17 protein-coding genes are annotated in these 20,794 nt (G+C 64.9%); 12 read left to right on the top strand and 5 right to left on the bottom strand.

Going from position 1 to position 20,794, the window contains the following annotated elements:
• Positions 1 to 111 precede the first annotated feature (111 nt).
• Positions 112 to 3,057 (bottom strand): isoleucine--tRNA ligase, encoded by a 2,946-nt coding sequence (ileS, locus tag AB4Y97_RS13575; RefSeq protein WP_441999576.1) that lies wholly within the window; start codon positions 3,055 to 3,057, stop codon positions 112 to 114.
• A gap of 295 nt (positions 3,058 to 3,352) precedes the next feature.
• On the opposite strand from ileS, the gene msrB reads away from it, so the two are divergent.
• Positions 3,353 to 3,856 (top strand): peptide-methionine (R)-S-oxide reductase MsrB, encoded by a 504-nt coding sequence (gene msrB, locus AB4Y97_RS13570; protein WP_441999575.1) that lies wholly within the window; start codon positions 3,353 to 3,355, stop codon positions 3,854 to 3,856.
• Positions 3,857 to 3,906: 50 nt separating this feature from the next.
• Entirely contained in the window at positions 3,907 to 5,085 is a 1,179-nt protein-coding gene (locus tag AB4Y97_RS13565) for a DUF3095 domain-containing protein (RefSeq protein WP_441999574.1), read from the top strand.
• A 57-nt stretch (positions 5,086 to 5,142) separates the two neighbouring features.
• On the opposite strand, the gene AB4Y97_RS13560 is transcribed toward AB4Y97_RS13565, so the two are convergent.
• The 3 genes from AB4Y97_RS13560 to AB4Y97_RS13550 all read right to left on the bottom strand — a co-directional run bounded on the left by AB4Y97_RS13560 (position 5,143) and on the right by AB4Y97_RS13550 (position 8,600).
• On the bottom strand, positions 5,143 to 6,105 hold the full coding sequence (locus AB4Y97_RS13560; RefSeq protein ID WP_441999573.1) for a bifunctional riboflavin kinase/FAD synthetase: 963 nt from the start codon (positions 6,103 to 6,105) through the stop codon (positions 5,143 to 5,145).
• Positions 6,106 to 6,269: 164 nt separating this feature from the next.
• The gene (locus tag AB4Y97_RS13555; RefSeq protein WP_441999572.1) at positions 6,270 to 7,151 is read right to left on the bottom strand and encodes a TIGR01459 family HAD-type hydrolase; all 882 of its coding nucleotides are present in this window, start codon (positions 7,149 to 7,151) and stop codon (positions 6,270 to 6,272) included.
• A 117-nt stretch (positions 7,152 to 7,268) separates the two neighbouring features.
• The gene (locus AB4Y97_RS13550) at positions 7,269 to 8,600 is read right to left on the bottom strand and encodes an EAL domain-containing protein (RefSeq protein WP_441999571.1); all 1,332 of its coding nucleotides are present in this window, start codon (positions 8,598 to 8,600) and stop codon (positions 7,269 to 7,271) included.
• A gap of 232 nt (positions 8,601 to 8,832) precedes the next feature.
• On the opposite strand from AB4Y97_RS13550, the gene AB4Y97_RS13545 reads away from it, so the two are divergent.
• The 8 genes from AB4Y97_RS13545 (at position 8,833) to AB4Y97_RS13510 (ending at position 16,559) form a co-directional block, all read left to right on the top strand.
• Positions 8,833 to 9,054, top strand: a complete 222-nt coding sequence (locus AB4Y97_RS13545; RefSeq protein WP_441999570.1) for a heavy-metal-associated domain-containing protein — start codon at positions 8,833 to 8,835, stop codon at positions 9,052 to 9,054.
• Between the two features lie 99 nt (positions 9,055 to 9,153).
• Positions 9,154 to 10,503 carry an aspartate aminotransferase family protein gene (locus AB4Y97_RS13540; RefSeq protein ID WP_441999569.1) on the top strand — a complete coding sequence of 450 codons (1,350 nt, stop codon included), beginning with the start codon at positions 9,154 to 9,156 and terminating at the stop codon, positions 10,501 to 10,503.
• 19 nt (positions 10,504 to 10,522) lie between these two features.
• Entirely contained in the window at positions 10,523 to 11,308 is a 786-nt protein-coding gene (locus AB4Y97_RS13535; RefSeq protein WP_441999568.1) for a GNAT family N-acetyltransferase, read from the top strand.
• Between the two features lie 82 nt (positions 11,309 to 11,390).
• Positions 11,391 to 12,875 carry a histidine--tRNA ligase gene (hisS, locus tag AB4Y97_RS13530; protein ID WP_441999567.1) on the top strand — a complete coding sequence of 495 codons (1,485 nt, stop codon included), beginning with the start codon at positions 11,391 to 11,393 and terminating at the stop codon, positions 12,873 to 12,875.
• 204 nt (positions 12,876 to 13,079) lie between these two features.
• A complete protein-coding gene (locus tag AB4Y97_RS13525) occupies positions 13,080 to 13,562 on the top strand; it encodes a hypothetical protein (RefSeq protein WP_441999566.1) in 483 nt (160 codons plus the stop codon).
• Positions 13,563 to 13,799: 237 nt separating this feature from the next.
• Positions 13,800 to 14,894, top strand: a complete 1,095-nt coding sequence (locus AB4Y97_RS13520; RefSeq protein WP_441999565.1) for an ATP phosphoribosyltransferase regulatory subunit — start codon at positions 13,800 to 13,802, stop codon at positions 14,892 to 14,894.
• Positions 14,894 to 15,868 (top strand): ATP phosphoribosyltransferase, encoded by a 975-nt coding sequence (hisG, locus tag AB4Y97_RS13515; protein ID WP_441999564.1) that lies wholly within the window; start codon positions 14,894 to 14,896, stop codon positions 15,866 to 15,868. The genes AB4Y97_RS13520 and hisG overlap by 1 nt, the downstream gene beginning before the upstream one ends.
• A 214-nt stretch (positions 15,869 to 16,082) precedes the next feature.
• A complete protein-coding gene (locus AB4Y97_RS13510; RefSeq protein ID WP_441999563.1) occupies positions 16,083 to 16,559 on the top strand; it encodes an META domain-containing protein in 477 nt (158 codons plus the stop codon).
• Between the two features lie 98 nt (positions 16,560 to 16,657).
• Here AB4Y97_RS13510 and AB4Y97_RS13505 read toward each other — a convergent pair whose 3' ends face one another.
• Positions 16,658 to 18,760: an ABC transporter ATP-binding protein/permease gene (locus AB4Y97_RS13505; protein WP_441999562.1), complete on the bottom strand. Its 2,103-nt coding sequence runs from the start codon at positions 18,758 to 18,760 to the stop codon at positions 16,658 to 16,660.
• 257 nt (positions 18,761 to 19,017) lie between these two features.
• Here AB4Y97_RS13505 and AB4Y97_RS13500 point away from each other — a divergent pair, with 257 nt between their 5' ends.
• Together AB4Y97_RS13500 and AB4Y97_RS13495 are read left to right on the top strand one after the other, a co-directional pair.
• Positions 19,018 to 20,112: a methionine ABC transporter ATP-binding protein gene (locus AB4Y97_RS13500; RefSeq protein WP_441999561.1), complete on the top strand. Its 1,095-nt coding sequence runs from the start codon at positions 19,018 to 19,020 to the stop codon at positions 20,110 to 20,112.
• A complete protein-coding gene (locus AB4Y97_RS13495; RefSeq protein WP_441999560.1) occupies positions 20,102 to 20,767 on the top strand; it encodes a methionine ABC transporter permease in 666 nt (221 codons plus the stop codon). Before AB4Y97_RS13500 ends, AB4Y97_RS13495 begins: the two co-directional genes overlap by 11 nt.
• Positions 20,768 to 20,794 lie beyond the last annotated feature (27 nt).

The raw sequence follows: 20,794 nt of genomic DNA, 5'->3' as shown, positions 1-20,794 counted from the left end.
CTCCGCCCCTCGATGAAGAAGGGCTGGAAGGAGAGTGGGGACGCCGGGGCGGCGCCCTCTCCGGAGCGGCGGTCTCCGGAAGCGAGGCTTCCGACTCGTCTGCCTTGTCCATCACGCGGCCGTCCTCAACCGATCCCATTCACGCAGGGCCTCCGCATCGCGCGGGGTCACGTCCGGATAGTCGGGATCGGAGCCGACTTCAGCCGAGACCTTCCAGGAACGGGCACATTTGCGGCCTTCGGCCAGGGCCGGCACGACAGCAACGCCCTTCACATCGTCGAGACGGAAGGCGTCGCCCGGGCCCTCGCCCCGCTCCACCCTGATCCCGGACGTGATGGCGATCTCGGCCAGATCGAGCCCCTGCACAGCCTCCCACAGGCTATCATCGTTGATGTAGACGATGGGAGCAGCCTCCAGGCTCGCGCCGATGCGCTTCTGCGCCCGCTCGATTTCCAGCGCGCCGGTGATGACGCGGCGGACGCGGCGGATCCTGGCCCAGCGCTCGGCGAGAGCCTCGTCGCGCCACTCCGCCGGGAGCTCCGGGAAGGTCTCGAGATGCACCGACTCGGCGTTCGGATAACGCGCGAGCCACGCCTCCTCCGCCGTGAAAGCCAGGATCGGCGCGATCCAGGTCGCAACGGCGCGGAAGGTCATGTCGATGACGGTGAGCGCGCTCTTGCGGACCTTGCTCGACAAGGGATCGCAATAGAGCGCGTCCTTGCGGATATCGAAATAGAAAGCCGACAGATCCGTGGTCAGGAACGAGTTGAGCAGCGCGACCACGCGCTTGTAGTCGAAGCTGCGATAGGCCTCGCGCATCTCACCATCGAGCTCGGCAAGGCGATGAAGCACGAAGCGCTCCAGCTCCGGCATCTCCGCCACCGCCACTTTCTCCGCCTCATGGAAATGGGCAAGCGAGCCCAGCATCCAGCGGATGGTGTTGCGCAGCTTGCGGTAGGTTTCGACGAAGGTCTTCAGGATCTCCGGGCCGATGCGCAGATCATCCGAATAGTCGGACGCCGCCACCCAGAGACGCAGGATATCTGCGCCGGAATCCTGGATCACCTTCTGCGGCGCGACCACGTTGCCGAGCGACTTCGACATCTTCTGGCCCTTCTCGTCGAGAACGAAGCCGTGGGTGAGCACGATGTCGTAAGGCGCGCGTCCGCGCGTGCCGCAGCTTTCCAGAAGCGAGGAGTGGAACCAACCGCGATGCTGGTCCGAGCCCTCGAGATACATGACCTGATCCGGCCCACCATCGACCTTGCGCTTCACCTTGAGATCGTCGCGCTTTTCGAGGGCGAAGGCATGGGTGCAGCCTGAATCGAACCACACGTCGAGGATGTCGTTGACCTTCTCGAAATCGGCCACGTCATAGCCGCCGGCCTTCAGGAAGCGCGCGCCGTCATCGGCATACCACGCATCCGCGCCTTCCTTCTCGAAGGCGTCGGCGATGGCGTTGTTGACGCGCTCGTCCTTCAGGATCTCGTTCGTGCCCTTCCTGACAAAGACCGCGATCGGCACGCCCCAGGCGCGCTGGCGCGACACGACCCAGTCGGGCCTGTTCTCGATCATGCCGGTGATGCGGTTCTCGCCTGATTCCGGAACCCACTCGACCGTCCTGATCGCATGCAGCGCGCGCTGGCGGAGCGTATCGCCCTTGTCGTCGAGCGGCTTGTCCATGGCGATGAACCATTGCGGCGTGTTGCGGAAGATCAGCGGACCTTTCGAGCGCCAGGAATGGGGGTACTGGTGCTTCAGGCGACCGCGCGCGATCAGCGCGCCGGCCTCGACGAGCTTCTTGATCACCGCCTCGTTGGCGCCCGCATCCTTGCCCTTGTCGTCATAGATGCGCTCGCCCGCGAAGAGCGGGATGTTCGGGAAGTAGGACGAATCCGGCGCGACCGTGTGCGGCACTTCCTTCATGCCGCAGGCCTCGAACACCGCCTTGTGCTTGATATAGGTGTTGTAGTCGTCCGCGCCGTGGCCGGGAGCGGTATGCACAAAGCCCGTGCCCGCATCGTCGGTGACGTAATCGGCGGGCAGCATCGGGACTTTAAAATCCCAATAGCCGTTCGCGCCCTCAAGCCCACGGAATGGATGCGCGCAGCGCTCGATCATCACCGGCAGCACGTCCTTGATGCGCTCGTAGCCGGTGACGCGGGAGGCCGCGAACACGTCCGCCGCGAGCTTGTCGGCAATCACGGAGCGGTCGCCCACCTTCGCCCAGTTGTCGCCTGCCGCTTCCGTGACCTTGAAGAGGCCGTAGGAGATATCCGACCCGAAGGCGATGGCGCGGTTGGCGGGGATCGTCCAGGGGGTGGTCGTCCAGATGACGACGGATGCGCCTTCGAGATCGCCGTCGAGGGTGTCGGTGATCGGGAACTTCACCCAGATCGTGGTCGAGGTCTTCTCATGATACTCGACCTCGGCCTCGGCGAGCGCGGTCTTCTCGACGGAGGACCACATCACCGGCTTCGAGCCGCGATAGAGCTGGTCGCTCGTCGCGAACTTCATGATCTCGCGGGCGATCTGCGCTTCCGCATCGAAGGACATGGTCTGATAAGGGTTGGTCCAATCGCCCTCGACGCCGAGGCGCTTGAACTCCTCGCGCTGCACGTCGATCCACTTCTCGGCGAAGGCGCGGCACTCGCGGCGGAACTCGACGACGTTCACGTCGTCCTTGTTCTTGCCCTTGGCGCGATATTCTTCCTCGATCTTCCACTCGATCGGCAGGCCGTGGCAGTCCCAGCCGGGCACATAGTTGGAATCGAAGCCCAGCATGCCCTGGGACCGGACGACCATGTCCTTCAGGATCTTGTTGAGCGCATGCCCGATATGGATGTTGCCGTTGGCATAGGGAGGCCCGTCGTGCAGCACGAAGCGCGACCGCCCTTTCTGGACCTCGCGCAGGCGCTCGTAGAGCTTCATTTCGTTCCAGCGCTGTAGGAGTTGCGGCTCGCGCTGCGGCAGGCCCGCCCGCATGGGGAACTCGGTCTGCGGCAGGAAGAGCGTCTCGGAATAGTCGCGCGCGGGGGCGTCGGTTTTATCGGTCATGGCAGTCAACGGGTCTCGGACAGTCCGCTTGAACGCGGCACACCAGGCATCTGAAATCGGGTAGTATCGGGGCGAAACGGCTTGATCCCGGACCTTCGCAGTCAAGCGAGGGCCGGGCCGATAATTCGCGGAATGCGGGCGAAAGCCACGCTCGAAGCCTGGAAAAATACGGACATCGTCTGCCTTTTAGCAGCGCCGGCGCCGAGAATAAAGCGTGGCGGCTCGGGAGAGCTTCTTATTGCGCGGGAAACCAACCATATATGCATCCCAAGAAGGATTGCGAGAAGGATCGACAATGGATCACTCCACCACCGCGGAAGGGCAGCGTTCCAAGGCAGGCTTCGACCTGACGCCCCCCTCTCCCGAACAATTCGACAGCCTCGTGGCCGATCTGAACGACGAGGAGCGCCGGGTCATTCTCGAACACGGCACGGAGCGCGCCTTCTGCGGCGTGTTCAACGACGCTAAGGCGAAGGGCACCTATGCCTGCCGTCTCTGCGGCCTGCCCCTTTTCAAGTCAGGCGCCAAGTTCGAATCCGGCACCGGCTGGCCGAGCTTCTTCGATCCCATCGACCGTGAGCATATCGCGTTCGTGCGGGACACGAGCTACGGCATGATCCGTACCGAGATCCGCTGCGCCCGCTGCGAGGGCCATCTCGGCCACGTCTTCGACGACGGCCCGCCGCCCACCGGCGAGCGCTATTGCATGAACTCGATCTCGATGCGCTTCGTCGCGGAGGGCGATCCCCTGCCCGACGCTCTCGGCCGGGGCGCACCGGAAGGCGAAACGGTTGCCTAAGGCGCCTTTCGGCTAAGTTTCGAGGAATCCTTCGACCGGAATGGGAGACCATGAAAACGGGCGAGCTGGAAATCCACCCTGTCGAAGCATCCGGCTTCTATGACCGGCTGCCGGTCTTCGGCAGATTTTCCCAGCTCACCGATCCCTCCATCTACACGCCCCTGCCCGAGGATTGGGTGCTCGGGCTCGCCGATATCGTCCAGTCCACCGCCGCCATCGAGGCCGGCCGCTATAAGGAAGTGAACACGGCCGCCGCCGCCGTGATCGCGGCCGCTGCAAACGCCCTTCACGGCAACGATTTTCCGTTCGTTTTCGGGGGAGACGGGGCAAGCTTCGCCCTTCCGGCGGCAAAGACCGATCTGGCGCGCAAATCCCTTGCCGCCGTCGCCGCCTGGGTGCGGGACGATTTCGGCCTGGAGCTTCGCATCGCCCTCGTTCCGGTCGCAGCGGTGCGTGAGGCCGGGCATGATGTCCGCATCGCTCGCTTCGCCGCCTCGCCCGACGTGGCCTATGCCATGTTCAGCGGCGGCGGCATGGCCTATGCCGAGCGGCAGATGAAGGCCGGCGCTTTCGCCGTGCCGCCGGCGGAGCGCGGTACCCATCCCGACCTGACCGGCCTGTCCTGCCGCTTCGACGAGATCCGGGCGAAGCATGGCGTCATTCTCTCCCTCATCGTCGTCCCGGCCATGGGCACGGATGCGCCCGCCTTCAACGCGCTCGTCGGGGATGTTCTTGCCCTCACCGAGAGGCGCAACGAGGCCGGACGGCCGATTCCGGCGAACGGGCCATCCTTGCACTCGCCGTTCAACGGCTTCGCACTCGAAACCAAGACCGTGCGGGGCGAGAATGAGCCGCGCCTATGGGCCGCCCTTCGGCTCGGCGCGAGACGCCTCATCTCCTTCGCCATCTTCCGGCTCGGCCTGCGGGTGGGCGGGTTCGACCCGGCCCGCTACCGTCACCAGCTCGTGGAGAACACCGATTTCCGCAAATTCGACGACGGCCTGCGCATGACCCTCGACTGCACGCCCGCCCTCGCGGACCGGATCGAGGCGATGCTCGCCGAGGCGGAGCGGCAAGGCATCGCCCATTACGGCCTGCACCGGCAGGACGCCGCGCTCATGACCTGTTTCGTCCCCTCCGCCACCCGCAGCGACCATATCCACTTCGTCGACGGCGCCATGGGCGGCTATGCCATGGCGGCGCGGGCGTTGAAGGGAGGGTTGGGGTGATGCGCAGCGGTCCCCTTTGTCATCCCCGGCGGTCCGCAGGACCGGGAATGACCATCCTCAGCCGATCATCGACCGCATCCGGTCCTCAGCGAGCATCCGCCTCGCCTCCTCGGAATCCCGGTCCATGCGGGCAATCAGCGCCTCGATGCCGTCAAAGCGCTCCTCGCCGCGGATCCAGTCGATGAATTCCACATCGATATTCTTCCCGTAGAGATCGCCCTCGAAATCGAAGAGGTGCACTTCGAGCAGCGGCGCGCCATTGTCGAAGGTGGGGCGGCGGCCGAAGCTGGCGACGCCGTCGACCAGCCTGCCGTCGACCAGGGCCCGCACCGCGTAGATGCCGTAGCGCAGGCGACAATCGTCGGGGAGGCGCATATTGGCGGTGGGATAGCCGAGCACCCGACCGCGCTTGTCGCCATGGCGGACTTCAGCGCGAACGAACCAGCGATAGCCGAGGAGCCTGTTGGCCTGAGCGATGTCGCCCGCCTCCAGGGCCGCCCGGATGGCGCTGGACGAGACAGGCTCCGTGCCGGAGGTCACAGCGGGCGCGATCAGGCATTCGAGCCCACGCGCGCGGCACATCTCCTCCATCCGCGCCGGATTGCCCTCGCGGCCGTGGCCGAAGCGGAAATCGTGGCCGATCACGACACCGGAGACATCGAGATCCCGCGCGAGAAGCTCGACGAATTCCTCCGCGCTCAACGCGGCAAGGCTCCTGTCGAAACGTCTCACGAACGCGCCCGTCAGGCCCATTCGCGCGAAAATTGCGAGCTTCACCGGCTCCGGCGTGAGGCGGAAGACCGGATTGTCGGGCTGGAAGAAGGTGCGCGGATGCGGCTCGAAGGTGACGACCACGGCGGGACGGCCAGTGGCAAGAGCCATGCGGATCAGCTGCTGGTGCCCCCAATGGACGCCATCGAAATTGCCGATGGCGGCCGTGGCGCCTTTCAGGCGCTGCGGCACGGGTTCGCCGTCGCGGCAGATCGTGAACGGGATGGATGCGTGAGCGTCAGGGAGCATGGGATCAGGGACGGGCTTCAGCGGCCGCGACCCTGTCGAAAACCGGAGCGGGGGTCAAGGGAAGTGAGCACTCGGCGATGAATCGTTGCATCCCTGCCATCCCTCCCCTGTCATTCCCGGCCGGGAATGACAGGGGATTGCGTGAACCCGTAACGGATAAAATCTCACGCGGCCCAGGACAGGGCGTCGGTGATGGCCTGTGGCTTGACGGGTTGGAGATCGACCCAGTCCTGCACGTGCTGCGACACGAGCGGGCCCTGATGAGCCTTCAGCTCCTCCGCGTGAATGCCGCGCGCGATGAGGAGGGAATCGATGCCGTAGCCCGCGGCGCCTGCGATGTCGGTGCGGATGGCATCGCCGATGGCGAGCACGCGGTCCTTGGGGATGTCCCGACCGCTCAGCCTCGCCGCGACCGCAATCGCACACTCGTAGATCGGCGCATGGGGCTTGCCGGCGTAATAGACGTCGCCGCCCATTTCCTCGTAGGCGAGCGCGAGCGTTCCGGCGCAGGGGACGATCACGTTGCCGCGCTCGACGATGAGATCGGGATTGGCGCAGACCATCAGGAGCCGGCGCGCGAGCATGGCTTCGAGCCGCGCGCGATAATCCTCGACCGTCTCCTTCTCGTCGTTGGTGAAGCCGGAGCAGACCACGTAATCGGCCTCCCCGATGCCGCCGAAGCGGATATCGAGCCCGTCATAGATCGGCATGTCGCGGGGCGGGCCGATATGGTGCACGACCTGACCGAGACGTTCCTCGATGGAAAGCCGGGTCAGATCCCCTGAGGTGACGATGGAATCGTAGGCCGTTCGCGGCACGCCGAAACCATCGAGCTGGATCCCCACCGACGTGCCCGGACGCGGCGCATTGGAGACCAGGACGACCCGCCCTCCCCCTTCGCGGAAGCGCGTCAGCGCCTCGCTGGCGGGTTCATAGGCCTTGATGCCGTTATGCAGGACGCCCCACACATCGCAGAGAAGGAGATCATAACGGTCGGCAATGGGTTGCAGACCATCGACGAGAGCGGGACGGGTCGAGGCGGTCATGAGATCTCACAGCGTTGAAGCATGTCTTTTGCGAAGAGGACACCTTTTCGCCGATGAAGACACGCGCTCGTTAAATAACCGGATGAGCCGGGCGGGTAGGCCCTGGAGGCCCCGAAGTCAACCGGCGCGGCGGATCGCGGAACGGGTCCCTTCAGCCGGAACAGCCTTTTTCGAATCCGCCGCCGCAAGCACTTCGGCACGAACCGCACGGGGAGCCGCGAAGACGAAGCCCTGCGCGAGGGGCACGCCGAGTTCGATGAGAGCAGGCACCATTTCCTCGCGCTCGACGCGCTCGGCGACGAGCTTGATGCCGGCGCGGCGCAGGAGCGAAGCGAAATCGCGCACGCCGATTTCCCGCCCTTCGTCGCGCTCCGCCTCGGCCAGGATCATATCGGCGGTGAATTTCACGAACCGTATGCCGTACTCCGCGAGCATCCTCGCATCGAAGCCCATATCCGATGCCTGATCGAGGGATAAAGGAACGCCTCGATCGCGCAGAGCGAGAACCGCCTCGCGCTGCTCGGCATCGAGCATCCGCCAGCCCTGCTGCGGCAACTCGAGAACGACCTTGCCCGTGATCTCAGGCGCGGCCTCCAGCAGGCGGACGAGGGACCACAGGAAGCCCGGCACCATCAGCGAGCGAGGCGAGAGGTTGACGGTGACGATGGCCTCGCTGCCGCGGGCGACCAGATGGCGGGCAATGGCGATAGCCTGCCCGACGACCCTGCGATCGAAGTCCGGCGCGCGGCCGAGACGCTCGAGATGGGGCAGGAACTCGGCCGGGCCGATGATGGTGCCGTCTTCGAGCTGCAGCCGGGCCAGCGCCTCATAGAAACGGACCTTGCGCTGCGGCAGAGCGACCACCGGCTGGAGATGCAGTTCGATCCGATCGGCCTCGAAAGCCTGGGAAATCAGACGAGCGCGGTGCATGTCGTCGTCTTCCATGCCCCTTTGCGGAAGCGGGAGAAGGGACGGTTCGGGCTGTGCGCTCGGCCGGTCCAGGGAACGGTGCTCGGCGAGGCGCGGCTCCGGCGCGATCCTGAGGGCGGACTGCTCGTCGTTGCGGGTTTTCCTGGAATGCTGAAGGTTGCTCTTGAGGTCGGCGACATCGCGGTGCTGCGCGGCGACATTCTTGGCAAGCTCCCGCACCACGCCGCCGAGCAGCCCAACCGTGCCGGTGACTTCGGCCATCGTGGTGCGCAGGGCGGGATTGGCCGTGGCGCCGGGCAGGCGCAGTTGCTGCTCGAGCCTGTCCAGGCGGCCGGCCAGGACGGCAATGCCGGCCGACGCTTTCCGGGCCTCCTGTGCCGACGCCTCCATCCGCAGCCAGATGAAAGCGATGCCGGACAAGGCAGCGACGTGCAGCAGGACGGCGACCGGCACGAGGCTTTCGGCCTCCACCGCGACAGCGGCCAAGACGGCAACGGCGCACAGGCCGAGAGCGAACAATTTCGCTTGCCTGCCTTTGAACAAATCCAGCCTTTTGGCCATTTCGACCATGGGTGCCCCCGCTCCCGTGGTTCAACGCGGAAATCGTCGAATCAGATGTGAAACATTGTTGTCCGACGCGGACCACGTTCGCAAGCGTTAGTGTTCCGTAACGGCATATTTTCCTGCGCCTGTTCCGGCTTTCAGCCATCGGCCGGGATCGGACGACCTGGAAATGAAAGGATCCCAAGCGATGAAAGAACCCCGCAAGGACTTATTGATGCAGGTCGACGGCATGACCTGTCAGGGTTGCGTAAACGCCGTCACCAAGGCCATTCAGCGCCTTGACCCCGGCGCCAGGGTCGAGGTCGATCTCGAACACGGCCGCGTCCATGTGACGACGAAGGCGCAGAGCGTCGAAGTGGCGCAGGCGCTCGACGCGGCAGGCTTCGAAGCCCATGCCATGACGGGCTGACAGCCACGCTTACTTTGCAGGGCTCCCGCTGCAAAAGTCCTTTTGCAGCTTGTGAGGCGGCTGCTAGGCTATCCTCGAATCTCTATTCCGAGGAACGCCATGAACGCTCACCCATCCAGAGCCGCCAACGACCTTTCCGCCCCGAACGACCTGGAGGCCTGGTGGCTTCCGTTCACGGCGAACCGCTCCTTCAAGCAGCGCCCGCGCATGGTCGCCCGCGCCAAGGGCATGTATTACTACACCCCGGAAGGCCGAGAAGTGATCGACGGCGCGGCGGGCCTATGGTGCTGCAACGCGGGCCATAACCGGGACGAGATCACCGCCGCCATCCAGTCCCAGGCAAGCGAGCTCGACTATTCCCCCGCCTTCCAGTTCGGCCATTCCGGCGGCTTCGCCCTGGCCTCGCGCCTCGCCCAGCTTGCCCCCGGCGATCTCGACCACGCCTTCTTCTGCAATTCGGGCTCCGAGGCGGTGGATACGGCGCTGAAGATCGCGCTCGCCTATTGGAACGTGAAGGGCCAGGGTGGCCGGACGCGACTGATCGGCCGCGAGCGCGGCTATCACGGCGTCGGCTTCGGCGGCATCTCGGTCGGCGGCATCGTCAAGAATCGCCAGTTCTTTGGTACCCTGCTCGCGGGCGTCGACCACCTGCCTCACACTTATAACCGCGCTGAGCAGGCCTTTTCTCGCGGCGAGCCTGAATGGGGCGCGCATCTGGCGGACGATCTGGAGCGCATCGTCGCCCTGCACGACGCCTCCACCATCGCCGCCGTCATCGTCGAGCCGATGGCGGGCTCCACCGGCGTGCTGGCGCCGCCGAAAGGCTATCTCCAGCGCCTGCGCCAGATCTGCGACAAATACGGCATCCTCCTGATCTTCGACGAGGTCATCACCGGCTTCGGCCGCCTCGGCACGGCATTCGCCGCCGAGCGCTACGGCGTCATTCCGGACATGATCACCTTCGCCAAGGGCGTGAATTCCGGCACGGTGCCCATGGGCGGCGTCATGGTGCGCAAGGGCATCTATGACACCTTCATGAAGGGGCCGGAGAACATGATCGAGCTGTTCCACGGCTACACCTATTCCGGTCACCCGCTCGCCTGCGCGGCTGCGCTGGCGGCGCAGGACATCTATCGGGATGAGAAGCTGTTCGAGCGCGCCAAGACGCTCGAGCCGGTCTGGGCCGATGCGATCCACTCCCTGAAGGACCTGCCGAACGTGCTCGACATCCGCACCATCGGGCTCGTGGGCGCCATCGACCTCGCCTCGCGTCCCGACGCGGTCGGCGCCCGTGCGTTCGAGGCCATGGATCGCGGCTTCCAGGAGGAAGGCCTGATGATGCGCATCACCGGCGACACCATCGCCCTCTCGCCGCCGCTCATCGTCACCGAGGAGCAGATCGGCGAGATCGCCGACAAGGTCGCGCGGGTCATCAAGAAGGTGGCATAACGAGGAAGACGCGGAGCCGATGCTGCGTCCGACCTCCGCCCTCTCGTCTCACGACAGGCAGTGGCTTGGCTCGTTCCTGCGGGACAAGCCACTGTTTCGTTTGTATTTCGAGGCCGCCTTGGCGGATCTCGACAAGGGTATCGACAACCGCTCGGCCTATCTCGGCCAGGACCGCGCGGGAGCCCTCCTCGGGATCGCCTTCGATCAGCTTGTCGTCATAACGGCTATCGGGCAGTTGCGACCGGAGGAATTGGCCCTCGGCCTGACAGCGCCGTCTGCTACCGAGCTGCATATCGAGCCGGACCACGAAGCCGTGCTGCGTCCCCGTTTCGGCAACCGGCTCATCGAAGCGCGTGACATGCGGATCTACGGACGGGCGCTCGCAACGGAAGCCGCCGACCCCGACGCGCGACGTCTGGGGATAGAGGATGCGCCAGTCGTGACCCGCTTCATGGAGGAGCACTATCCGCGTAACGCGTTTTCCGAATGGATGCTGACCATGCCGTTCGCCGCCCTCCTCCATAAGGGCGACATCGTCGCCACGGCGGGAACCATCGCGCGCCATGCGGACATCGCCCTGATCGGCGATTTCCTGACACGGCCCGACCAGCGGGGACGCGGCCATGCCCGCCGCCTCGCCCATCATCTCGGCTGGGTCTTCGCGCAGGAAGGGGTTCGGACGCTCGTCCTCGCGACCACAGCGGATAACGCCGCCGCTTGCCGCGCCTATGAGGCCGCAGGCTTCCGCATTCTCGAAACCAGACGGCAGATCGACCTGGGGCCTGAGGCGCCGGAGGCGAACTGAGGCCTCAAGCAAACCTTGCCCCTCACGGCGTTGCGGGTTAGGACCCGAGCACGTTTCCTCACCAACAGACTGCGTCTGACCCATGTCCAAGGCCGATAAACTGAAGGCTCGCGCGCCGCGCGGCTTCGCCGACCGTGGCCCCGCCGAGCTAGCGGCGACCGAGCGGATGCTCGCGGCGATCCGTAAATCCTACGAACTCTACGGCTTCGAGGGCGTCGAAACGCCCTTCGTCGAATATACCGACGCGCTGGGAAAATTCCTGCCCGATCAGGACCGCCCGAACGAGGGTGTGTTCTCCTTCCAGGACGACGACGAGCAGTGGCTGTCCCTGCGCTACGACCTGACCGCGCCGCTCGCCCGTTACGTGGCCGAGAATTTCGATGCCTTGCCCAAGCCCTATCGCAGCTATCGCGCCGGCTGGGTTTTCCGCAACGAGAAGCCGGGTCCGGGTCGCTTCCGCCAGTTCATGCAGTTCGACGCCGACACGGTCGGCGCAGCCTCCGTCGCGGCGGATGCGGAAATCTGCATGATGGCCGCCGATACGCTGGAAAAAGTCGGCATCAGGCGCGGCGACTACGTGATCAAGGTCAATAACCGCAAAGTGCTCGACGGCGTGCTGGAAGCCATCGGCCTCGGCGGCGAGACACAAGCAGGCCAACGGCTCACGGTGCTGCGCGCCATCGATAAGCTCGACCGGCTGGGGCCTGAGGGCGTGCGCCTTCTGCTCGGGCCGGGCCGCAAGGACGAGAGCGGCGACTTCACCAAGGGTGCGGGGCTTCAACCGGAGGATATCGACCGCGTTCTCGCTTTCACCGAGGCCAGGGGCGATACGAACGCCGCGACGGTCGAGAATCTTCGCAAGGTCATCGGCGTCTCGGCGCGCGGCGCCGAGGGCGTGAACGAATTGTCCGAGATCGCGGCGCTCGTCGGGACCTCTGGATATGAGGACCGCATCATCATCGATCCTTCGGTAGTCCGCGGCCTCGAATACTATACCGGCCCCGTCTACGAGGCGGACCTTACCTTCACCGTCACCGACGAGGACGGCCGCCCCGTTCGCTTCGGCTCGGTCGGCGGCGGCGGGCGGTATGACGGGCTCGTTGGGCGCTTCCGCTCCGAGCCGGTGCCCGCGACCGGGTTCTCCATCGGCGTCTCGCGACTGTTCTCGGCCCTGCGCATGGTGAAAAGCCCCATCGTCTCTGGGGCGGAGCAGCCCGGCCCCGTCGTGGTTCTCGTCATGGACAAGGACCAGATCGCCGCCTACCAGCGCATGGTGTCCACCCTGCGTCAGGCCGGCATCCGGGCCGAACTCTATCTCGGCTCGTCGGGCATGAAGGCGCAGATGAAATATGCCGACAAGCGGCAGAGTCCCTGCGTCATCATCCAGGGATCGAACGAGCGCGAGCGCGGCGAGGTCGAGATCAAGGACCTGATCGAGGGCGCCAAGGCTGCCGAGGCGATCACCTCCAACGAGGAATGGAAAGCCGTCCGTCCGGCCCAGTTCTCGGTTCCCGAGAGCAAACTCGTCGAAGCCGTGCGCGAGGTTTTAGGCAGGCATTTCGGTTAAAGCTCCATATCCCCCTCCCCCTTTGCGGGGAGGGGTAAAGAGTGGTTCGACCGAATAAGCCAAGCACCGATATCGGCCCCCATCCAACAAAGCACTCCGACTTCGCACCTCCCGGCAAAGGAGAGGGACAGCGATTGTGTGCCGCTCGGAACCGACGCATGGTTTCACAGTTGTTCCTGCAAGCTTGACCATCAGGAGGTAACCATGGCGAAAGCCAAATCGAAGAAGAGTTCGGGCAAGACCAAGGCGAAGAAGGATTCGAGCACGAAGCTGGCGAAGGCCTTCAGCAATTTCGCGCCGCTGAAGGATATGCTGAATTCCGATCTCGGCCGCGAGCTTCTGGCCGATGCCCTGATCGCCGCCGCCGCTGCCGCCGCCGCCGCCCTGACCAAGCGCACCGTGCGCAAGGCCGGCTCCGCGACCGCCGAGGCCGGAACCCTGGCCGCTGGCGCCACTAGGGAAGCCGTGCAGACGGCAGCCGGAGCGGTAGCCGGGGTCGTGACCGATACCGCCCGTCATTTCCTGCCATCCTCTCTCATGGGCGAAGAAGAGGAAGAGGAGGCCCCTCGCCGCGCTAAACCGGCGAGCAGCAAGAAGCCGCAATACGCCAATCTCGCCAGCGATCACAGCAAGCGCAAGACTACCCGCAAGATCACAAAGGCAGCGAAAGCCGAAAAGCCGCACTGACAGCGCCCATCATTCGGGTTCCGTGATTCCACCCTCATCCTGAGGAGCGAAGCGTCTCAGGATGAGGGTATCCCGCGCCTGTCATTCCGGGACGCCGCAGGTTCTTGCTGCCGCTCGCCCCGGGATGGCACAAGATTTACATTTACCGCCCTCATTCACCCTTCCCGCCAAAAACGGTCGCCTTCCCTGCCAAGCATTGCTAGAGAGCATGCGAACACAAGGACTTGAGCGACGCCAGTGACGGAGACGGATGCCATTCTTGCGCTGATCGCGCTTTTCGAGCGCGAGGGCTACGCGCATGTCGAACCGCCGGTTCTGCAGCCGGCGGATGTGTTCGTCGAGTTGTCCGGCGAGGATATCCGGCGGCGGATGTTCGTGACGCAGGATGCCTCCGGCACGGAGCTGTGCCTGCGGCCCGAATACACCATTCCCGTCTGCCTCCGGCATCTGGGCGAACACGGCGCGGAGCCTGCGGGCTATTGCTATGGCGGCCCCGTCTTCCGCATGCGGCCCGGCGAAGCGGGCGAATTCCTCCAGGCCGGTCTCGAATCCATCGGCCGGGCGGACGTCTCCGCCACGGATGCGGAAATCCTCGGCCTTGCACTGGAAGGCCTCGAGCATATCGGCCTGACAGCCCACCGGGTGCGGCTCGGCGATATGGGCCTACTCAATGCGCTCATCGATGCGCTCGGCATCGCGCCCGCCGCGAAACGCCGGGTGATCCGAGCCATCGTGTCGGGACAGGGATTGGCAAGCCTCGGCGAGCCGGAAGCTCAAGGACAGCAGGAACATGCGGGCCTGCTTGCCGCCATCGAGGGTCAAGCGCCGCAGGCGGCCAAGGCTTTCGTGGAGGATATTCTCTCCATCGCGGGCATCGCCCGTGTCGGCGGACGCAGTGCCGGGGAGATCGCCGAGCGGTTCCTCGCCCGCGCAGCGAACCGCACAGGCCTGCCCGACGCGGCACGTGCCGTGCTGGAGCGCTACCTGTCGATCTCGGGCGATCCCGATCAGGCCGCCGATGCGGTCAGGCTGCTCGCCAAGGATGCGGGTCTCGACCTGTCGGAGGCGCTGAACACGTTCGAGGAGCGCACCGGCTTCATGGCGGCGCGCGGGCTCGACGTGGCCGCGTTCTCCTTCTCCGCCACCTTCGCGCGTAATCTCGATTACTATACGGGCTTCATCTTCGAAGTGCAGGATGCAGGCCGCAGCGATGGCAAGCCCATCGTCGGCGGCGGGCGCTACGACCGTCTGCTGGAGCATCTCGGCGCCGCGGCGCCGATCCCGGCTGTCGGCTGCTCCTTCTGGCTCGATCGCATCGTGGGGAGGCCCTGATGACCGAAACCCCTCTCATCCTCGCCGTCCCCTCGAAGGGCCGGCTGCAGGAGAATGCGGCCGCGTTCTTCGCCCGCGCGGGCCTTGTCTTCAGCCAATCGCGCGGCGCGCTCGATTATCGCGGCACGCTATCCGGCGTGCCGGATGTGGAAGTCGCCTTCGTCTCGGCTTCCGAGATCGTCAGCCAGCTCGCCACCGGCGCGGCCCATCTCGGCATTACGGGCGAGGACCTGATCCGTGAACAGATCGCCGACGCGGACGAGGCGGTCGAGCTTCTGACGCCCCTGGGCTTCGGCTATGCCAATGTGATCGTCGCCGTGCCGCAGGCCTGGATCGACGTGCGCACCATGGCCGATCTCGACGAGGTCGCCGCCGACCTGCGCGCCCGCCATGGCCAGAAGATGCGGGTCGCCACCAAATATGTGAACCTGACCCGCCGCTTCTTCGCCGAGAAGGGTATTTCCGACTACCGCATCGTCGAGAGCCTCGGTGCGACCGAAGGGGCACCGGGCGCGGGCTCGGCCGAGATCGTGGTGGACATCACCACGACGGGCGCGACCCTGAAGGCCAATGCGCTGAAAATTCTCGACGACGGGCTGATCCTGCGCTCGGAGGCCAATCTCGTCGCCTCCGCGCGCGCGCCCTGGTCCGCCCGGACGCGGGAAGCGGCCACCGCCGTCCTGAACCGCATCGCCGCGGAGGAAGAGGCGCGTACGAGCCGGGAGGTGCGGGCCGCACTCGATCCGTCCCGCGCATCGAGACTTTCCGCGATCCTGCAGGATTTCGGCGCCACCCTCCCCTATGGCGAACCGGAAGGGCGGGAAGCGGTCATCCATTGCAAGGCCTCGACCGTGTTCGACATCGTGGCCGCGCTCCAGGGCCTCGGAGCCAAGGATGTCACGGTGAGGGCCTTCGATTATCTCTTCCGCCCCACCAATACCCTGACCGAGCGGCTGCTGAAGCGGATCGGCTGAGGGCACATCCGCTCTATCCCCTGTGGAGAGGGACCATGGTTGCAGTTCCGTGGTCCTCTCTTACGGCTGTTCCCACATGCTGCCGCGCTTCTTTTAATCCTAGCTTCAGATTCAGCATGCTGAATCGCACGATACAAAGAACAAAGTCATTGGGGCGTTGCCTCTGCGGCAAAGGCCCCTTATTGTCCCGGCGTTTTCGATGAATGAGGTACCGATGAACGCGCTTCGAATTGCGGCGCTCCTGGCCGCTTTTGCCGCTGTGCCGGCAGCCTATGCCCAGACATCGACGGTTCCCGGCCGGCCGGCAGGCCCGACGCGCCAAGTGGACACCAAGGTCCCGCAGCCGGGCCAGCTGGACAAGATCTTCCCGCTCGGGGCCACCTGGACCGCCGTCAGCCTGAACGGCAAGCCCTTCACGGGCGATCGTCCCAGCTTCTCGCTGGACGACCAATTGCGCGCCCGGGGTTTCGGCGGCTGCAACAATTATTCGGCGACGGCCTATCCCCTGCGCGAGCAGGGTCTCGCGGTCGGCCCCTTCGCGCTCACCAAGAAGACCTGCGACAAGGCGGTGATGTCCGTCGAACAGGCCTTTCTCGTAGCGCTTCGCACGGCGGCCAAGTGGGATATCTCCGGCCCGATCCTGACCATCCGCACTCAGAACGGCGAACTGAAGTTCGAGCGGGCGATTTAAGGCATTTCAGAGGATGCGGATTCCGCTTCGCTGACAACGCTGCAATGAGAGAAACTTGAGGCGGCCTCCGATTCCACGGAATCGGAGGCCGCTTTCTTTCAAGCCGTCGGCTCGGGCTCGGTCTGGCGCCTGTCGACCGGGGCGAAGAGGCCGTCTTCCATCTTCTGCATGTCGACACGCCGATCATGGAACGCGGAAAGCGTCGAGCGGTGGCCGATGGAGACGATGGTGGTCTCCGGTAGGTTCTTCTTCAGCATCCCATAGATATCGGCCTCGGTCGGCTCGTCGAGAGCCGCCGTCGCCTCGTCGAGGAACAGCCAGTCGGGCTTGGCCAGGAGGGCGCGGGCGATGGCAAGGCGCTGCTGCTCGCCGAGCGACAGGGTCTGCGCCCAGGCGCGCTCCTCATCGAGCCGGTCGGCCAGCGCCGGCAGCTTGGCCGCACGCAAGGCATCCTTGATCGACGCATCGTCATAGACGCCGTGCATGCCGGGATAGGTCACGGCGGCGCGTAAGGATCCCATGGGGATGTAGGGCCGCTGCGGCAGGAGCATCATGCTCTGCCCGTCAGGAACCTGAATCTCGCCCTGCCCGAAGGGCCAGATACCGGAAATAGCGCGGAACAGGGTGGATTTGCCGGAGCCGGAGGGCCCGGTCAGCAAGGTCGTCTCGCCCTGGCGGAAGGCCACATCGTCCGCCCGCATGAGCGCGCGCCCGTCCGGCAGGGAGACCGTGAGATCGGACACCTGCAGATCGCCGTTGGGGGATGGAGCAAGCGAGACGTGCTTGCCCGTCGTATCGCGCCTGTGAACGGCGGCGATGGCCCCCTCGAAGGTGGTCAGACGGTCGATGACGGCCTTGTAGCTCGCAATGGTGGAATAGGACGTGATGAAGAAGGTCAGGGCCCCCTGAACGCTCGAGAAGGCGCCGACCGTCTGCTGCATCTGGCCGAGCGTGATCTTGTCAATGAAGTAGTAGGGCGCGGTCAGGATGTAGGGCACGACCACGTTGGCCTGAAAGTAGGCCGACTGGAAGATCGTGAGATTCATCACGCGGCGGACGATCTGCATGAAATTCTCGACGATCATGCCGAAGCGCCGGCCGAGCGCCTGCTTCTCCGCCTCCTCGCCGCCGAGAAGAGCCACCTGCTCGGTATATTCACGCAAGCGCGCCAGGGAGAAGCGGTAATCCGCCTCCACCCTCTCCTGCTGGAAATAGAGGCCGATCAGCGGACGGCCGATGACATGGGTCAGCCAGGTGCCGACCAGGGCATAGAGGATGGCGACCCAGACCAGAAGGCCCGGCACCGGGATATCCGTGCCCGGCAGGGTGAAGTCCCGCGACAGAGCCCAGAGAATGGCGACGAAGGAGACCAGCGTCGCCGACTGGTTCATGAGGCCGATGGAGAGCGTGTAGGTCTGATCGACATAATTGCGCAGGTCGTCGGCGATGCGCTGATCGGGGTTGTCCGCCTCGCGTCCGACGAGCTGCATGCGGTAATGGGTGCCGTCGCCGAGCCATTCGGTGACATAAAGCCCGTTGAGGAAGGCGCGCCAGCGGATGCGCAGCACGTATTGTGACACGATCTCGACCAGCGCCACCGAGACATAGATCGTCGCCAGCGGCACGAAGACCCAGAACAGCTGATACCAGAAGGCCGGACCGTCCTTGCCCTGCAGGGCGTTGAACATGTCGCGGCCGAAGAAGTTGAGCCTGACGCTCAAGGCCACCTGGAACAGGTTGACGGCGATGAGAAGAGCGAGGAGCGCCGTGCCGATGGTACCCTCGGAGGCGCGCACCGTGCCGATGAGGGGGATGCGGATTTCGCTCGACGCCCCGGAATCGAAATAGCGGTCGGCGATCCCCATGATGGTGCGGATGACCGGAATGCGGGAGATGCCGTGGATCACGAAGGCGAAGATCGTCGCGCCGACCGGCATGGAGGCGGGCGGCACATAGCCGCCGAGATCCTCGGAGATGAAGCCGAAGGCGTCCGCCACCAGCATCATTGCCATGATCGCCTCGACCACGGCCAGGACGTAGACAAAGACCTTGAGGAATTTCGGCATGTCCCGGGCCAGGAAGAGGGCTGCGGCCAATCCCAGCATGGACAGAGGCAGCAGGAGGGAAAGGGACGCCCCGCCCATCTGGATTGCGAAAAGAGCAAGACCCGCAAGTCCCGCCGCAAGGCTGGCCTTCAACATCAAATCATCCTCGAACGACACAAATCGTGGCTGGATCGGCTTTCGCCAGCCGATCCGACGGACCCGTGGCAAAGATATGGACAGAATTCTACTTTGTTGCGACTGAAATTTTCGTAATGAGCAGAAAGCCTTGAATTGAAAGGCTCAAGCGAACTTGACCGTTCTGAAAATCGCATGCTTCCTATTTAACGAACGAAAAAGTTGACATAGAGAACGTTCTCAGTCATTTCTCCCTCCTTAGAAAGAGACGGACTGGAATGAACGCACCTCTTGGATATTACGGCGGTCACCCGCTGCAGCGGCTCGTCCCTGCGGAACAGATCGTTCGGCTGGAGAACGTATCGAAGGTCTATCCCGGACGGCAGGGAGCGCCGGTTTCCGCGCTCAATGACATCGATCTGGCCGTGCCACAAGGTTCAGTCCTGGGTATCATCGGCAGATCGGGGGCGGGCAAATCGACGCTGATCCGCCTCGTGAACGGGCTCGAGAAGCCGACATCGGGACGCGTGATCGTGGATGGCGCGGATATCTCCGCCCTGCCCGAGAAGGCCCTGCGTCACGCACGCCGCTCCATTGGCATGATCTTCCAGCATTTCAATCTGCTCTCCTCGCGCACGGCCGCCCAGAACGTCGCCCTGCCGCTCGAAGTGGCGGGCTACGACAAGGCCGCGATCAAGGCGCGGGTGGACGAGCTTCTGGCCCTGGTCGGGCTCACCGACAAGCGCAACCGCTATCCTTCCGAGCTTTCCGGCGGACAGAAGCAGCGCGTCGGCATCGCCCGCGCGCTCGCCACCAAGCCCAAGGTTCTGCTGTCCGACGAGGCGACCTCGGCCCTCGACCCGGAAACCACCCGCTCGATCCTCGACCTGCTCGCCAAGATCAATGCGGAGCTTGGGCTCACCATCGTGCTCATCACCCACGAGATGGCGGTGATCCGCTCCATCGCCAAGGAAGTGGCGGTGATCGAGGCCGGGCGTATCGTCGAGAAGGGCGACGTGTTCGACGTGTTCACCCGCCCGCAACACGAGGTGACGCGCTCCTTCCTCGCAGACGAGACCGGCCGCGCCCTGCCGCCTTATGTCGCCAGCCGCCTGCAGCCCGTCGCCACACCCGGCAGCCAGGCGGTGATCCGCATCGGCTTTCGCGGACCGCACGCCACCGACCCGGTTCTGGCGCGGCTGGCGCGCGATCTCAATATCGAGGCGAACATCCTCGCCGGCTCCGTGGACGAAATTGCGGGCCGGCCCTGCGGCACCCTCGTCATCGGCGTGCCGGAAGTCTCCCTCGAAAAGACCCTCGCGTTCCTGAAACATTACGGACTCGACACGGAGGTTCTCGGCCATGTCGCCTGAGATGATCCGCCTCATCGCTGGAGCAACCGGCGAAACGCTCCTCATGGTCGCCATCTCGGCGGGCCTGGGCACCCTCTTCGGCCTGCCCCTCGGGGTATTTCTCGCCACCAGCGACAAGGGCGAACTCTTCGCCGCGCCCTGGATCAACCGGGTGCTCGGCGTCGTCGTCAACGCCACGCGCTCGACGCCCTTCATCATCCTCGTCGTCGCCATCATTCCGTTCACACGGCTGATTGCGGGCACCTCGATCGGCACCAACGCCGCCATCGTGCCGCTGACCGTGGCCGCCACGCCCTTCATCGCGCGTCTGATCGAGGGCGCGATCCGCGAGGTCGATCAGGGGCTCATCGAGGCCGCGCGCGCTTTCGGCGCGAGCCCGCTGCAGATCGTGCTCAAGGTTCTGATCCCCGAGGCGCTACCCGGCATCGTGCTCGGGCTCACACTCGCCGTCGTCTCGCTCATCGGCTTCTCGGCCATGGTCGGCGCAGTCGGCGGCGGTGGTCTCGGCGATCTCGGCATCCGCTACGGCTATCAGCGCTTCATGCCCGAGATGATGCTGGCCGTCGTCGTGGTGCTGATCGTGCTCGTACAGGCCCTGCAGAGCATCGGCGACCGCCTCGCCCGCCGCCTCAACAAGCGCATCCGCCACGTTTGATCTTTACACACGTCCAATAAGGAAGAA

The sequence above is a fragment of the Microvirga sp. 2TAF3 genome (genome assembly GCF_052114965.1).
In the GTDB taxonomy this organism is placed as follows: domain Bacteria; phylum Pseudomonadota; class Alphaproteobacteria; order Rhizobiales; family Beijerinckiaceae; genus Microvirga.
The sequence above is the reverse complement of the archived record's forward strand: the minus strand, read 5'-3'. Positions and strand labels throughout refer to the sequence as shown.

Excerpts from the sequence above, each read along its gene's own strand:
- AB4Y97_RS13560 (WP_441999573.1), bottom strand. The coding sequence starts at position 6,105 with ATGCTCCCTGACGCTCACGCATCCATCCCGTTCACGATCTGCCGCGAC.
- AB4Y97_RS13545 (WP_441999570.1), top strand. The coding sequence starts at position 8,833 with ATGAAAGAACCCCGCAAGGACTTATTGATGCAGGTCGACGGCATGACC.
- ileS (WP_441999576.1), bottom strand. The coding sequence starts at position 3,057 with ATGACCGATAAAACCGACGCCCCCGCGCGCGACTATTCCGAGACGCTC.
- AB4Y97_RS13525 (WP_441999566.1), top strand. The coding sequence starts at position 13,080 with ATGGCGAAAGCCAAATCGAAGAAGAGTTCGGGCAAGACCAAGGCGAAG.
- hisS (WP_441999567.1), top strand. The coding sequence starts at position 11,391 with ATGTCCAAGGCCGATAAACTGAAGGCTCGCGCGCCGCGCGGCTTCGCC.
- AB4Y97_RS13510 (WP_441999563.1), top strand. The coding sequence starts at position 16,083 with ATGAACGCGCTTCGAATTGCGGCGCTCCTGGCCGCTTTTGCCGCTGTG.
- AB4Y97_RS13565 (WP_441999574.1), top strand. The coding sequence starts at position 3,907 with ATGAAAACGGGCGAGCTGGAAATCCACCCTGTCGAAGCATCCGGCTTC.
- msrB (WP_441999575.1), top strand. The coding sequence starts at position 3,353 with ATGGATCACTCCACCACCGCGGAAGGGCAGCGTTCCAAGGCAGGCTTC.
- AB4Y97_RS13555 (WP_441999572.1), bottom strand. The coding sequence starts at position 7,151 with ATGACCGCCTCGACCCGTCCCGCTCTCGTCGATGGTCTGCAACCCATT.
- AB4Y97_RS13535 (WP_441999568.1), top strand. The coding sequence starts at position 10,523 with ATGCTGCGTCCGACCTCCGCCCTCTCGTCTCACGACAGGCAGTGGCTT.
- AB4Y97_RS13505 (WP_441999562.1), bottom strand. The coding sequence starts at position 18,760 with ATGTTGAAGGCCAGCCTTGCGGCGGGACTTGCGGGTCTTGCTCTTTTC.
- AB4Y97_RS13500 (WP_441999561.1), top strand. The coding sequence starts at position 19,018 with ATGAACGCACCTCTTGGATATTACGGCGGTCACCCGCTGCAGCGGCTC.
- AB4Y97_RS13495 (WP_441999560.1), top strand. The coding sequence starts at position 20,102 with ATGTCGCCTGAGATGATCCGCCTCATCGCTGGAGCAACCGGCGAAACG.
- AB4Y97_RS13540 (WP_441999569.1), top strand. The coding sequence starts at position 9,154 with ATGAACGCTCACCCATCCAGAGCCGCCAACGACCTTTCCGCCCCGAAC.
- hisG (WP_441999564.1), top strand. The coding sequence starts at position 14,894 with ATGACCGAAACCCCTCTCATCCTCGCCGTCCCCTCGAAGGGCCGGCTG.